Below are 14,175 nucleotides of genomic sequence, written 5' to 3'. Positions count from 1 at the left end.
TCGTACCTGCGGTTTCGCGTTGGCCCGGCAGGTCGCGCCGGCGAGTAGGCGGTCCCGCGCCCGACCTGCCGTGCCGCACCCGACCTGCCGTGCCGCACCCGACCTGCAGTACCGCGCCCGACCGGCGGTGCCGGTCAGCTCCGGTGAGGGGGCGCGACCTCGCCCGAGCCCCGGGCCACCAGGACCGGCTCGATGTCCACGTGGCTCGGTGGTGACGTGTCGCCGCCGAGCCGGGCGAACAGCAGCCGCGCCGCCTCGGCACCGACCCGCTCGACGTCCTGTGCCACGACCGTGAGGGGTGGGTCGAGCAGGTCGGCGAGGGGGAAGTCGTCGAACCCGACCAGCGCGGTGGTGTGCGACGCCCCGCGCTCACGCAGCGCCCGGACCGCCCCCGCGGCGATGGTGTTGCGGGCGGCGAAGACGGCCGTCGGGGGGTCGTCGAGGTCGAGCAGCCCGAGCAGGGCGCGCGTCGTGTCGTCCGAGGTGCGCAGTGAGGTCACGACGAGGTGGGGGTCCTGCTCCACCCCCTTCCGCTCGAGCGCGCCGAGGAAGCCGGCACGCCGCGCGGAGGCGGTCTGGATCCGGGGCAGGTCGCCCAGGTAGGCGATCCTGCGGTGGCCGACGGCGAGCAGGTGGTCGGCCGCCATCCCGGCACCCCGGGCCGCGTCGACCGCCACCGAGTCCACGTCGACGCCGTTCGGGCGGCGGTCGACGAAGACGGTGACGAGGCCGGCGTGGAGGTCGGGCAGCAGGTAGTCCTGGTGGGTCGTCGCCGGCATGAGGACCAGGCCGTCCACCCGCCGGCGCACGAGCCCCTCGACCAGCCGGCGCTCGCGCTCCGGCTCCTCGTCCAGGCTCGACGCGACGACGGCCACGTCGCGTTCGTGCGCGGCCAGCTCGAGGGCACGCAGGACGCTCGCCGAGTACGGGTTGCCCAGGTCCTGCAGCATCGCCGCCACGGTCGACGGCCGGCGCACCGTGCGGCGCAGGTTGCTGGCCACGAGGTCGTGCCGGTAGCCGAGCTGCCGTACCGCGTGCTGCACCCGCTCCGCCACGTCCGGGGACACGGCGGGCTCGTCGTTGACCACACGCGAGACGGTCTTGACGCTCACGCCTGCCACGGCCGCGACGTCTCGCATGGTCGCGCGAGGTCGGGGCCAATCGGACATCCTTGTCACGGTCTCGACTCTCTTTGGGGCTGGGAGTTGACTCGTGTCGGCGTGCTGACTAAAACTCCCCTCTGACAACGTTGTCAAGTGACGGCGGCGCGGCCCGAGGACCAGCGCCACAACCTCGGCGAGGAGGCAGCGTGAGCGACGGTGGGACGATCCTGGAGATGACCGGGATCACCAAGACATTTCCCGGTGTGAAGGCGCTCTCCGACGTCACGCTCTCGGTGCGCCGTGGCGACGTCCACGCGATCTGCGGCGAGAACGGCGCGGGCAAGTCGACCCTGATGAAGGTCCTGTCCGGGGTTCACCCCCACGGCAGCTACGAGGGCCAGATCGTCTTCGACGGCAAGCCCGTCGAGTTCGCGAGCATCCGCGACTCCGAGCACGCCGGCATCGTGATCATCCACCAGGAGCTCGCGCTCATCCCCGAGCTGTCGATCGCCGAGAACATCTTCCTGGGCAACGAGACCACCCACAACGGCGTCATCGACTGGGTCTCCACGAACAACCGCGCCCGCGAGCTGCTCGCCCGGGTCGGCCTGCAGGAGGACCCCGAGACGCCGATCAAGAACCTCGGCGTCGGCAAGCAGCAGCTGGTCGAGATCGCCAAGGCGCTGAGCAAGGAGGTCAAGCTCCTCATCCTCGACGAGCCGACCGCGGCGCTCAACGAGGACGACTCGCGCCACCTGCTCGACCTCATCCGCGGCCTGCAGCAGCGCGGCATCACCTGCATCATGATCAGCCACAAGCTCAACGAGATCGAGGCGATCGCCGACGCGATCACGATCATCCGCGACGGGCAGACGGTCGAGACGCTCGACGTCCGTGCGGGCGCCGTCGACGAGGACCGCATCATCCGCGGCATGGTCGGCCGCTCGCTGGAGTCCCGCTTCCCCGAGCACACCCCCCACATCGGCGAGACCTTCTTCGAGGTGCGGGACTGGACCGTCGCCCACCCGAGCGTGCCGGACCGGCTCGTCGCCAAGGGCTCGGACTTCTTCGTCCGCAAGGGCGAGATCGTCGGGTTCGCCGGCCTGATGGGGTCGGGGCGCACCGAGCTGATGCGCTCCATCTTCGGCCACAGTTACGGCACCTTCGTCAAGGGCACGATGGTGCTCAACGGCAAGGAGGTCCGGCTGCGCAGCGTGCCCGCCGCGATCGACGCGGGCATCGCCTACGTCACCGAGGACCGCAAGGTGCTCGGGCTCAACCTGCTCGACGACATCAAGACCACGACGGTGTCCGCGAAGCTGAAGAAGATCGCGAGCCACTTCGTCGTCGACCGCCGGGCCGAGCACAAGGCGGCGGAGGAGTACCGCGTCGCCCTGCGCACCAAGACCCCGTCGGTGGAGTACGGCGTGGCCAAGCTCTCCGGCGGCAACCAGCAGAAGGTCGTGCTGGCCAAGTGGCTGTTCACCGACCCCGAGCTGCTCATCCTCGACGAGCCGACCCGAGGCATCGACGTCGGCGCCAAGTTCGAGATCTACGGCATCATCCAGCGGCTCGCCGACGAGGGGAAGGGCGTCATCGTCGTCTCCTCCGAGCTGCCCGAGCTGCTGGGTCTCTCGGACCGCATCTACACGATCTGCGAGGGCCGGATCACCGGTGTCCTCGAGCGCGGCCAGGCCGACCAGGAGTCGCTGATGCGGCTCATGACGGTCACCAGTTCCATGCACACCCCCGAGTCGCAGCGCGCCCCCGACGTCGCGGACGACGAGTTGCACCCCGAGCCGGCCGGTGCCGACTCGGGCACCCGGGCAGCAGCGGGCTGACCCGCTCTGACCGCAGCGGTCGTCGGCGCGGCACCGAGCGCCCGGCCCCAGGCCCAGCCGGCCCACCCACCAGTACCACCCCCGCCCCACCCCCGACCAGCGAGGACCGCGAGACGCCCATGGAAAAGCTGAAGCAGATCTTCGGCGGTGACACCCGCCAGTTCGGCATGATCTTCGCCCTCGTGGCGCTGATCGTGCTCTTCCAGATCCTCACCGGCGGGCTGACCCTCAAGCCCGAGAACGTCATCAACATCTTCCAGGGCAACAGCTACATCCTGGTGATGGCGATCGGGATGGTGCTGGTCATCATCGCCGGCCACATCGACCTGTCGGTCGGGTCCGTCGCCGCGTTCGCCGGCATCGTCGTGGCGATCGCGATGCGCGACTGGGGCATCCCTTGGTGGCTCGGCATCGTGCTCGGCCTGGTCATCGGCGCGGTCGTCGGGGCGTGGCAGGGCTTCTGGGTCTCCGTCGTCGGCATCCCCGCGTTCATCGTGACCCTCGCCGGCATGCTCATCTTCCGCGGCGCGAACCAGTTCGTCGGGCACTCCAACACCGTCCCCGTGCCCAACGACTTCCAGGTCATCGGCGCCGGCTACCTGCCCGAGGTCGGCCCGGACACCGGCTACAACAACCTCACCCTCCTGCTCGGCGTGCTGCTGTGCGTGGCGATCGTCGCCGGGATGGTGCGCAACCGCCGCAACCAGCGCAAGATCGGCGTCGCGGTCGAGTCCGGCTGGTTCGTCTGGGTCCGTCCGGCGCTCATCTGCGTCGCGATCCTGGCCGCGTCGATGCTCATGGCCTCCGGGCGCAAGGGCACGTCGCTGCCCGTGTCGGCCCTCATCCTCGGCCTGCTGGTGCTGCTCTACGGCTTCATCTCGACGCGCACCATCGTGGGCCGCCACGTCTACGCCGTCGGTGGCAACCGGCACGCGGCCGAGCTGTCCGGGGTGCGCAGCCGCCGGATCAACTTCCTCGTCATGATGAACATGTCGATCCTCGCCGCGCTCGGCGGCATGATGTTCGTGGCCCGCTCCAACGCCTCCGGCCCGTTCGACGGCGTGGGCTGGGAGCTCGACGTCATCGCCGCCGTCTTCATCGGTGGCGCGGCGGTCAGCGGCGGCGTCGGCACCGTCGTGGGGTCGGTCATCGGTGGCCTCGTCATGGCCGTCCTCAACAACGGCCTGCAGCTGCTCGGCGTCGGCGCCGACCAGACCCAGATCTACAAGGGCATGGTGCTGCTCATCGCCGTCGCGTTCGACGTCTACAACAAGAGCCAGGGGCGCCGGTCGATCACCGGCATGCTCATGAAGAACTTCGGAGGCCGAGCCACCGAGGGCACAGGGGAGAAGGTCGGCCAGGAGGCGTGACTCCAGTCGTCGCTGGTGGACCTCGACCCCGGCACTCCCATGCAACTCACAGAAAAGGAAACATGATCCGTATGCGATCTCTCACCAAGGTGATGGCGGTCACCGCCGTCGCCGCCATGGCACTGGCCGGATGTGGCCGGTCCGACAGCGGCTCGGGTTCCAGCAGCTCCGGCGGGGGTTCCGACAAGTTCCCCAAGGACGCCCTCATCGGTGTCTCCCTCCCGCAGAAGACCTCCGAGAACTGGGTCCTCGCGGAGAACCTGTTCAAGACCGACCTCGCCGCAGCCGGCTTCAAGGCCGACGTGCAGTTCGCCAACGGCGGTGTGACCGAGCAGCAGAACCAGATCCAGTCCATGGTCACCAAGGGCGCCAAGGTCATCGTCGTCGGCGCGATCGACGGCTCGCAGCTCGGCACCCAGGTCAAGGCCGCCAAGGACTCGGGCGCGACCGTCATCGCCTACGACCGCCTCCTCAAGAACACCGACGCGGTCGACTACTACGTCGCCTACGACAACTTCAAGGTCGGTGTGCTCCAGGGCAACGCCCTGCTCGACGGCATGAAGAAGAAGAAGGCCAACGGCCCGTACAACATCGAGCTGTTCGCCGGATCACCCGACGACGCGAACGCGCAGGTGTTCTTCGACGGCGCGATGAGCGTGCTCAAGCCGAAGATCGCCGACGGCACCCTCAAGGTCGTCTCGGGCCAGACCAGCTTCAACCAGGTCGTCACCCAGGGCTGGAAGGCCGAGAACGCGCAGAAGCGCATGGACACCCTGCTGTCCGCGAACTACACCTCGACCGCGATCGACGGCGTCCTGTCGCCGAACGACACCCTGGCCCGCGCGATCATCACCTCGGTGAAGGCCGCCGGCAAGCCCATCCCGATCGTCACCGGGCAGGACTCCGAGGTGGAGTCGGTCAAGTCGATCATGGCCGGCGAGCAGTACTCGACGATCAACAAGGACACCCGCAACCTGGTCAAGGCCACGATCGAGATGATCCAGGCCATCCAGAAGGGTGACCAGCCGAAGATCAACGACACCAAGTCGTACAACAACGGCGTCAAGGTGGTCCCGGCCGAGCTGCTCCCGCCGCTCATCGTGACCAAGGACAACGCCAAGGAGGCGTACGCCAACGACCCGACCCTGTCCAAGGTCACCGGCTGACCTCGGGCACTCGTCGACGACGGGCCCGGTCACCCCTGCGGGTGGCCGGGCCCGTCCGCGCGATCACGTAGCGTCGTGCCCGGGTGGTCACTGCCCCTCGTCCCCAGGAGGTGCCCCGTGCGACGTACGCGCGCAGGAGCGCTCGCTGCCGTGCTCGCCGTCGTGGTCGCCGGCGGCGCAGCGGTGGCCGTCACGCGGGCCGGCGACACGGGCGGTGGCGCCTCCGCGCCCTCGACGACCGCACGGGCGGGCGCGACGACGGGCTCCGGAGCTCCGGTGACGACGGCGGGCCGGCAAGCGCCGAGCCCGACCAGCCGCCCTGGCGTGGGCACCGTGGTGGTGCTCGGTGACTCCTACTCGGCCGGCAACGGGGGCGGTGGCCGGACGGGCCCGTGCTACCGCAGCGGGGCCAGCGCCGTGCACCGGTATGCCGATGCCGTGGGTGCGCAGGTCGTCGACGCCTCGTGCAGTGGTGCCGTGGTCTCCGACCTCGTCGCCCCGGACCGGGCCGGCCGACCGCCGCAGGAGTCGGCGGTGGACCGCCACGCCGACGTCGTGGTCCTGACCATGGGCGGCAACGACATCGGTTTCGGCGACCTCGTCACCCAGTGCTTCCTGCTCGCCACCGGCTCGCGGCCCCGCGGCTGCGCGGATGCCGTCGCCCGCGCGCGCAGCCTGCTCCCCACCGTCCAGGCCCACCTGGTCTCCGCCCTGCTGCAGGTCCGGTCCAGGATGCGGCCCGATGCCGTGCTCGTGCTGCGCGCTTACCCGTTGCTGGCACCGGACCACCCGTTCGTCCAGCAGGGCGGGTACGACGCCAACGCGAACCTCCGCGCGCTCGGTACCGAGGGCGTCGCCATGCAGGAGCGCGTCGTCGCGGCGGTCCGGGCCGGCGCGCCCGGGGGCAGCGGCGCCCGCACCTACTTCGACACCTCGGCCCTGCGCGTGTTCGCGGGGCACGAGCTCGGCGCCTCGACGCCTGCCGGCAGTCCCGGCCGGTCCGCGGCGACCTCCGGCTCATCGCCGGGCACGACCACCGGCCGCGCCGCGGAGCCGTTCTTCACCGGATTCCAGACCCCCGGAGCCGACCTCTCCGACGTGTTCCACCCGAACGCCCTCGGCCAGGCCGCCTGGGGGCATTCCCTGCAGGCATTCCTCGCGCCCCTCACGCGTTAGGCGCCCGCGCCGCCCGAGGGCGTGCGGACCCGGAAACGCAGGATGGTGGCATCGGCCGAGCGCCGGCTGTCGAGGGGCTCGAGGTCGGTGTGGGGAGTGGCCGGCGAGGAGAACCTGATCCCGTCAGCGAGCAGCACCGGCAGCACGTAGACGAGGACCTCGTCCACCAGGCCGTGCTGAAGGCACTGGCCCGCCGTGTCGGCGCCGAGGACCTCGACGTCCTTGCCATCCGCTGCGTCGAGGGCAGCCGCGACGGCGGGACGGATGTCACCGGCGACGACTGTGACCCCGGGCGCCGGGGTCTCCAGCGGCCGGTGCGTCAGGACGAACATCGGACCCGTGAACGGGTAGTCCACGGCGCCCGGGTCCTCCTCCCGCATCCGGGCCCCCACGTCCCACGTCCGCCGGCCGACGAGCATCGCGCCCGTGGCGGCGGCGATGCGGGCCATGTCGTCGGCCTCGACGAAGTCGGCCAGGGCCCGGCCGCCACCCCAGTCCATGGAGTCCCCCGGTCCGGCGATGAACCCGTCCAGCGACATGCACCGGTTCACGACCACCTTGCCGCTCATGTCCCACCTCCTCGCCCCTCGCGTGCCCCCGGCCGGGCCTCCAGCTCGGCCGCCGCGCCACCCACAGCGTCGGCGCCACCGCTGATCCTTCCCGTCGACAGGCCCCGGGGGAAGGGGGGTGGCGGGGTGGGGGCGCGGGGTACCGCCCGGCTGCGGCGCCGACTCGACCGGCCTCGCGGCATACCGGGGACATCGGCCTGGCTACGGTGCCGACTCGACCGGCGTCGGGACGTACCGCCGCCGCCCTTGCCCGGGTCCGGTGCCGACTCGCCCGGCGGCGCGGGATACCTCCCCCATCGCCGTGGTGCGCCCGAGCGGCTCGCGTCGCGGCAGCCGGACGACCCCGCGCGGCCGGGCGGGGTGCGAAGCGAGGTCATGGTCGCCAGGGCGGGGAGACCGGCTCGCCCGCCGCCGTCGCGACCTGGCCCCACTCGTCGAAGAGCCGTGGACGCAGCGCGGACGCGCACTCCGCCTGGGCCCTGGCTTGGGCCTGCGGCGGCTCCTTGGCCCCCGACCCCGCGTCGAACCCGGATTCGTCCTGGGCCGCCGCCACGAGGGCGTCGGCGGCACGGGCCCGCTGCTGCGCGAGCCAGTGGTCGTAGGCGCCGGGCGTGAGGTCCCAGTCGACGTGCCCGGCGCGCACCGTGCCGTGGAAACCCTTGACGTGGACGACGGTGTGGTGCCGGCCGCACAGCAGGGCGGCATGGTCGAGGTCGCTCGGGCCGCCGTCGACCCAGTGCCAGAGGTGGTGGGCGTCGCACCACGACGCCGGCACCGAGCAGTCCGGGAAGGAGCAGCGCCCGTCGCGCAGCCACAGCGCGCGCGTCTGGGCGCTGCTGAAGAACCGGTGCCGCCGCCCGAGGTCGACGACCTCGCCCGAAGACCCGAGGACAGCCGGGACGAGCCCCGCGTCGCACGCGAGGCGACGGACCGTCTCGGGCCCGAGCAGCTCGCCCACGTCGCCGGAACCGAAGACCGTGCCGGCCCCGACCCGGGCGGTCAGGTCGGCCAGGTCCATGGTGACGTAGAGCTCGGCCTTGGGGGTGGTGGGCACGCCCTCGGCCGACGACACACCACGACGGACGACCTCGACCAGTGCGTCGAACCGGCGCTGGCCGGAGGGCCGCCGGTCGGGCTCCCCGTCGGCGGGGCGGGGTGCGGACAGCGCTTGGACGGCCGCCTCGAGCACCGCCCTGCCCTCGGCGTCGGCGAGGAGGCGGTACTCGTACAGGCCCGTGCCGTCGTCCATGGGTTGCGACAGCGAGGTGCGCTCGCGCAGCCGGTCCTGCTCGGCCTGGAACTCACCCTCGTGGCCGTACCGCGCGACCAGCCGCCGCCGCACGCCACGGATGTCGCGCCGGGTGCCCTCCTCGGCGACGCCGACCAGCGTCTCCATGACCGGCCCCTGCGCCGCGGGGTGGAGACGGTGCCCGATGCGCTCGTACTCCTCGACGACGCAGGCGGCGTGCGCCACCGGGACGCGCGCCTCGAGCACCGCCTCCTTGAGCAGGGTGTAGCGGGGGAGCCGGGTGTGCTCGACGACCGCCACGACTGGCGCCGACCCGCCGGCCCGCAGGGAGGGGGCGTGCTCGCGCAGCCATCGCTGCGCCCCGGCCGTGCCGCCGGCCGCCTCGCCACGGTCGACGGCCTCGGCCAGCACGGCCACCCGACCGGCTCCGACCCGGGCTCCGACCTCGTCGACGAGGGTCAGGAGGGGCCCGAGGTCCACCCCCTGCGCGGCCCAGAGCTCCTCACCGATCCCGTCGAGGGCCGCGCACGCGTGCTCGAGCGCCTGCCGGCGCTGGAGAAGTGTCATGCCCCCTGACATGCACCCAACCTAGCGGCGACCACTGACACTGCCCGTGGGCAATCCCTTGCCACGCAAAGGGATCGGCGCAGCAGGCGGGCTCAGCCCAGGACGGTCACCGGCGTCTCGACCCGGCCCCGCCGGTCGAGGTAGCCGTGCCACAGCAGCCGCGCGGCCGTCGAGCGGTGTGGCCGCCAGCGGTCGCCGAGGTCCTCGAGCTCGGCGGGCCCGGGGACCGCCTCGAGGCCCAGTGCCTCCGCGGTGGCCACCTGCAGGGCGCGGTCGCCCACCGGCCACAGGTCGGGCCGGCCCAGGCACGCGAGCAGGTACACATCGGCCGTCCACCGGCCGATGCCGGGCAGCGTCGTCAGCTCGCGGCGGACGGCGTCGTCGTCACGGCTCGCGAGCCCGTCGAGGTCGAGCCGCCGGGTGAGCACCGCGGTCGCCAGCGTGCGCAGGTAGCGGTCCTTCTGGCGCGAGACCCCGTCGAGCCGAAGCTCCTCGGGCGTCGCTGCCAGGACGGCGGCGGGGGTCATGACCCCGACCCGGTCCAGGACCCTCGTGTAGGCCGCGGCCGCGCTCGCGAGGGACACCTGCTGCTCGAGGATGAACAGGACGAGGCTGGGGAACCCGGCGGGCCGCAGCCACAGCGTCGGCACGCCGTGCGCCTCGACCAGGGCGGCGAGGTGCTCGTCGGAAGCGGTGAGCTCCTCGACGGTGCGCCGGAAGAGGCAGTCGTCCACCGGGCGACGGTACCCGACCCCCCGCGCACGGCGCCCGGGCACGAGGTGCCGACGGACGGCGCGTCCGGCTCCGTGGTCGGGTGCGGGCTCTCCCGGCCCCGGGCGCGAGGTGCCGACCGCGGGGTGGGTCAGTGTCAGTCGTCGGACGCGAGCTCTGCCCCCGCGTCGACGAGCAGCTCCCGCAGCACCGCGCGGTGGCAGCGGGACTCGTCCTCGCAGTAGCAGCCGACCGCGAGGTCGGTGCGGTGCGACGAGGCAGCCAGCAGGTCGATGAGGTGCCGTGCGGCCGGCTGGGCCATCTCGCGCCGGTAGGCACGGACGAAGGCCGCCCACTCGCGGTCGGTTCCGGCCGCCAGGGCGCGCGTCACGAGCGCCGCGCTGGGCGAGAGCTCGGGCAGCCAGACGTCGTACCAGTCGTGGCTGGCGAACTCGGACTTCGGCACGCCGCGCGGCGGCCGGCGCACCGTCCCGATACGCAGGCCCTCGCGATCGTGCCGCGGCGACCCCAGGCGTACGACTCGCAGTGCCATGCCCACCACTGTGCCACCGGCCGCCCGCTCGCCCTCACCGGGAGGGGAGCGCGTCAGCCGGCGCGCAGGCGCCGGCGCTGCTCGCGCAGGGCCTGGACCTGGGCCCAGTAGTCGCTGCGGTCGGGGGTGTCGCGGACGTCGGGTGCCTGCGGGGCCCGGACCACCCGCAGGTGACGCGAACGCTGCTCTGCCATGTCCCGAACGCTAGGGCCGCCCACCGACACCCGTCGCGACCCCGTTCGCGGGCGCGCCGGGCTGCCGGGGTGGTGGGGGGCTGGCGGGCAGGACGGTCTCGCAGTGAGGGGGCCGGGGACCGGGGCCGAGGGGCTGCGTCAGCCGGGCCGTCGCGCCTCGCCGAGGACGTGCGGCGTGGCGGGTGTCGTGGGGCCCGGGTCGGGGAAGCGGAACCGCCGTATCGCCGTCACCTCGAACCCCGCCGCCTCGAGCTCGGCGACCTGGTCGCGAGAGGTGTGGCAGCCCCCGACGAGCAGCGGCCAGACGGTCGCGTCCACGAGCCGTTGGAGCCGCCGCTGGCCCGCCCCCTCCGCGACCGTGTGCTCGAGGAACCGCACGGTGCCACCGGGCCGCAGCACCCTGGCCACCTCGGCCACGGCGCCGTGCAGGTCGGCCACCGAGCACAGGACGAGGCACAGGACCGCCGCGTCCATGCTCGCGTCGGGGAGGGGCAGTGCCTCGGCCCGCCCGGGCAGCACGGTCACCGGCCGCTCGGGCCGGGAGACCTCCGCGGCCCGTTGCTCGGCCAGCCCGCGCAGGCGCGGCTCGGGCTCGACGCCGACGACCTCGGTGACCGCCGCCGGGTAGTGGGCGAAGTTCAGGCCGTTGCCGCACCCGACCTCGACCACCCAGCCGGCCACCGGCGCGAGCAGCGCGCGGCGCAGGTCACCCATGCCCGCCGGCTCGATCCGCTCGCTCGCCCGCGCGTACAGCCGGCTGAAGACGGGTCGGCTCAGGTCCGTGGAGGAGTCGCCGGTCCGGGCCATGCCCCACCCTCCCATGCCCCACCCTCCCATGCCCTCGCCCGAGCCCCACCCGCCGAGCTCCGATGGGACGGGCCGGCCGGCCGGACCAGTCCGCGCGCACCCGCCCGCCGGGGAACCCCAGTCCGCGCGAGCCCGCCCGCCGGGGAACATCCGCGGCCCTGCCGAAGTTGAGTCAGGTGAGCGCAAGTTCGGACGCCCCGATTTGCCACGCGGCATACCGGCTCCTAACTTGAGCGAAGACAACTCAACCCAGCACCATCCCCGAGCAAAGCAGGAGAAACTCCCATGGCACGTGCGGTCGGCATCGACCTCGGTACCACCAACTCGGCTGTCGCCGTCCTCGAGGGCGGGGAGCCGACCATCATCGCCAACGCGGAGGGTGGTCGCACGACCCCGTCCGTCGTCGCGTTCTCCAAGGGCGGCGAGGTCCTCGTCGGCGAGATCGCCAAGCGCCAGGCCGTCACCAACGTGGACCGCACCATCCGGTCGGTCAAGCGGCACATCGGCACCGACTGGAAGTCGGCCGAGATCGACGGCAAGCAGTACACCGCGCAGGAGATCTCCGCGCGCATCCTGCAGAAGCTCAAGCGCGACGCCGAGTCCTACCTCGGTGAGGACGTGACCGACGCCGTCATCACCGTCCCCGCGTACTTTGACGACCACGAGCGCCAGGCCACCAAGGAGGCCGGTGAGATCGCGGGCCTCAACGTCCTGCGCATCATCAACGAGCCCACCGCCGCGGCCCTCGCGTACGGCCTCGACAAGGGCAAGGAGGACGAGCTCATCCTCGTCTTCGACCTCGGTGGCGGCACCTTCGACGTGTCCCTCCTCGAGGTCGGCAAGGACCCCGAGGACGGGTTCTCCACGATCCAGGTCCGCGCGACCTCGGGTGACAACCAGCTCGGTGGCGACGACTGGGACGAGCGCATCGTGAACCACCTGCTGACCGTCGTGAAGAACACCTCGGGCGTCGACCTCGCCAAGGACAAGATCGCCATGCAGCGCCTGCGGGACGCGGCGGAGCAGGCCAAGAAGGAGCTGTCCTCCTCGACCTCGACCTCCGTGTCGCTGCAGTACCTCTCGATGTCGGAGAACGGGCCGATCCACCTCGAGGAGACGATCACCCGTGCCCAGTTCGAGCAGATGACCAAGGACCTGCTCGACCGCACCCGCCAGCCGTTCGCGAACGTCATCAAGGACGCCGGCATCTCGGTGGGCGACATCGACCACGTGGTCCTCGTCGGCGGCTCGACCCGCATGCCGGCCGTGAGCTCGCTGGTCAAGGAGCTCACCGGTGGCAAGGAGCCCAACAAGGGCGTCAACCCGGACGAGGTCGTCGCCGTGGGCGCGTCCCTGCAGGCCGGTGTCCTCAAGGGCGAGCGCAAGGACGTCCTGCTCATCGACGTCACGCCGCTGTCCCTCGGCATCGAGACCAAGGGCGGCCTGTTCACCAAGCTGATCGAGCGCAACACCGCGATCCCGACCAAGCGTTCCGAGGTGTTCTCGACCGCCGAGGACAACCAGCCGAGCGTGCTCATCCAGGTCTTCCAGGGCGAGCGCGAGATCGCGCAGCACAACAAGGCCCTCGGCACCTTCGAGCTGACCGGCATCGCGCCGGCCCCGCGCGGCGTGCCGCAGATCGAGGTCACCTTCGACATCGACGCCAACGGCATCGTGAACGTCTCCGCCAAGGACCGGGGCACCGGCCAGGAGCAGAAGATCACGATCTCCGGCGGCTCGGCCCTCCCCAAGGAGGACATCGAGCGGATGGTCAAGGAGGCCGAGGAGCACGCGGCCGAGGACAAGAAGCGCCGCGAGGAGACCGAGGCCCGCAACACCGCGGAGAACCTCGTCTACTCCACCGAGAAGTTCCTCACCGACAACGCCGACAAGCTCCAGGACGACCAGCGCAAGCCGGTCGACGAGGCGCTGGCGGACCTCAAGGAGGCCCTCAAGCCCGAGTCCGGCGCGAGTGCCGAGGACATCTCCGCCAAGAGCAGCAAGCTCTCGGAGGAGTCCCAGAAGATGGGCACCGCGATGTATGCCGCGGCCTCGGCTGCCGACGCCTCCGCCGGGTCCGAGGGTGCGGCCTCCGGTGAGGGTGCCGCCGCGGGCGGTGCCGGTGCCTCCGACGAGGACGTCGTCGACGCCGAGGTCGTCGAGGACGACGAGGAGAAGAAGTGACCGACCACACCCCGACGGCCGACCAGCCCGACGGAGCCGAGGCGATGGTGGGCTCGGAGGAGTTCGAGCCCACCACCGCCGAGGCGGCGGCCGCGGAGCAGGCCGCCGTCGCGGACCAGCAGCCGTCCCACGACACCGTGACCGGCGAGTGGCAGTCCGGTGCCCAGCCGGCTGCCGCCGGGCAGCCGGGGTCGCAGGTCCACCCGGACACCGCGCTGGCGGCCGAGCGGCTGACCGACCTGCAGCGCCTGCAGGCGGAGTACGTCAACTACAAGCGCCGGGTCGACCGCGACCGCGCGGTCGTGCAGGAGCGCGCCGTCCGCGACGTGCTCGAGACGCTGCTGCCGGTGCTCGACGACATCTCCGGTGCGCGCGAGCACGGGGACCTCGCCGACGGCCCGTTCGCCAAGATCGCCGACAAGCTCGAGACCACGCTCGGCAAGTTCGGCCTCGAGCGCTACGGCGCGGTGGGGGAGGAGTTCGACCCCAACCAGCACGAGGCGCTCATGCACACGGCGTGGCCCGCGGACGGCTCCGTCCAGGGCGACTCGACGACTGTGGTGCAGGTGCTGCAGGCCGGCTACCGCGCCGGCGAGCAGGTCCTGCGGGCGGCCCGCGTCGCGGTCGCCGACCCCGAGTGACCCGGCTCCGGGCCGGGACCGACGCACGACTCCCCACCCCGTCC

At 72.2% G+C, this 14,175-nt stretch carries 13 protein-coding genes; 6 read left to right on the top strand and 7 right to left on the bottom strand.

All coding sequences use genetic code 11. The features are described from left to right. Positions 1-134: 134 nt before the first annotated feature. Positions 135-1,139: a LacI family DNA-binding transcriptional regulator gene (locus ACYVDO_RS07900; protein WP_460934500.1), complete on the bottom strand. Its 1,005-nt coding sequence runs from the start codon at positions 1,137-1,139 to the stop codon at positions 135-137. Positions 1,140-1,336: 197 nt separating this feature from the next. Between ACYVDO_RS07900 and mmsA the strand changes: the two genes are divergently transcribed. From mmsA to ACYVDO_RS07880, 4 genes are all read left to right on the top strand, one after another. Further along, positions 1,337-2,944, top strand: coding sequence for a multiple monosaccharide ABC transporter ATP-binding protein (gene mmsA / locus ACYVDO_RS07895; RefSeq protein ID WP_460935042.1), 1,608 nt, complete (start codon positions 1,337-1,339; stop codon positions 2,942-2,944). A 119-nt stretch (positions 2,945-3,063) separates the two neighbouring features. After that, positions 3,064-4,314, top strand: a complete 1,251-nt coding sequence (gene mmsB / locus ACYVDO_RS07890; protein ID WP_460934498.1) for a multiple monosaccharide ABC transporter permease — start codon at positions 3,064-3,066, stop codon at positions 4,312-4,314. A gap of 71 nt (positions 4,315-4,385) precedes the next feature. Further along, positions 4,386-5,480, top strand: a complete 1,095-nt coding sequence (locus ACYVDO_RS07885) for a substrate-binding domain-containing protein (RefSeq protein ID WP_460934496.1) — start codon at positions 4,386-4,388, stop codon at positions 5,478-5,480. A 117-nt stretch (positions 5,481-5,597) separates the two neighbouring features. After that, positions 5,598-6,656, top strand: coding sequence for a GDSL-type esterase/lipase family protein (locus tag ACYVDO_RS07880; RefSeq protein ID WP_460934494.1), 1,059 nt, complete (start codon positions 5,598-5,600; stop codon positions 6,654-6,656). On the opposite strand, the gene ACYVDO_RS07875 is transcribed toward ACYVDO_RS07880, so the two are convergent. The 6 genes from ACYVDO_RS07875 to ACYVDO_RS07850 all read right to left on the bottom strand — a co-directional run bounded on the left by ACYVDO_RS07875 (position 6,653) and on the right by ACYVDO_RS07850 (position 11,306). Continuing rightward, positions 6,653-7,225, bottom strand: coding sequence for a dihydrofolate reductase family protein (locus ACYVDO_RS07875; RefSeq protein WP_460934492.1), 573 nt, complete (start codon positions 7,223-7,225; stop codon positions 6,653-6,655). The two genes, ACYVDO_RS07880 and ACYVDO_RS07875, sit on opposite strands and share 4 nt — an antisense overlap. Before the next feature lie 373 nt (positions 7,226-7,598). After that, positions 7,599-9,041, bottom strand: a complete 1,443-nt coding sequence (locus ACYVDO_RS07870; protein ID WP_460934490.1) for an HNH endonuclease signature motif containing protein — start codon at positions 9,039-9,041, stop codon at positions 7,599-7,601. A gap of 92 nt (positions 9,042-9,133) precedes the next feature. Continuing rightward, complete coding sequence (locus ACYVDO_RS07865) at positions 9,134-9,775, bottom strand: DNA-3-methyladenine glycosylase family protein (RefSeq protein ID WP_460934487.1); 642 nt, start codon at positions 9,773-9,775, stop codon at positions 9,134-9,136. Positions 9,776-9,909: 134 nt separating this feature from the next. Beyond that, positions 9,910-10,305, bottom strand: coding sequence for a DUF488 domain-containing protein (locus ACYVDO_RS07860; protein WP_460934485.1), 396 nt, complete (start codon positions 10,303-10,305; stop codon positions 9,910-9,912). A 53-nt stretch (positions 10,306-10,358) separates the two neighbouring features. Then, positions 10,359-10,499 (bottom strand): hypothetical protein, encoded by a 141-nt coding sequence (locus tag ACYVDO_RS07855; protein WP_460934484.1) that lies wholly within the window; start codon positions 10,497-10,499, stop codon positions 10,359-10,361. 138 nt (positions 10,500-10,637) lie between these two features. Continuing rightward, complete coding sequence (locus tag ACYVDO_RS07850) at positions 10,638-11,306, bottom strand: class I SAM-dependent methyltransferase (RefSeq protein ID WP_460934482.1); 669 nt, start codon at positions 11,304-11,306, stop codon at positions 10,638-10,640. Positions 11,307-11,591: 285 nt separating this feature from the next. Between ACYVDO_RS07850 and dnaK the strand changes: the two genes are divergently transcribed. Continuing rightward, positions 11,592-13,490, top strand: a complete 1,899-nt coding sequence (gene dnaK / locus ACYVDO_RS07845) for a molecular chaperone DnaK (RefSeq protein WP_460934480.1) — start codon at positions 11,592-11,594, stop codon at positions 13,488-13,490. Then, the gene (gene grpE, locus ACYVDO_RS07840) at positions 13,487-14,131 is read left to right on the top strand and encodes a nucleotide exchange factor GrpE (RefSeq protein ID WP_460934478.1); all 645 of its coding nucleotides are present in this window, start codon (positions 13,487-13,489) and stop codon (positions 14,129-14,131) included. The genes dnaK and grpE overlap by 4 nt, the downstream gene beginning before the upstream one ends. Positions 14,132-14,175: the final 44 nt, after the last annotated feature.

It is taken from the genome of Phycicoccus ginsengisoli, from assembly GCF_054779295.1.
The sequence above is the reverse complement of the archived record's forward strand: the minus strand, read 5'-3'. Positions and strand labels throughout refer to the sequence as shown.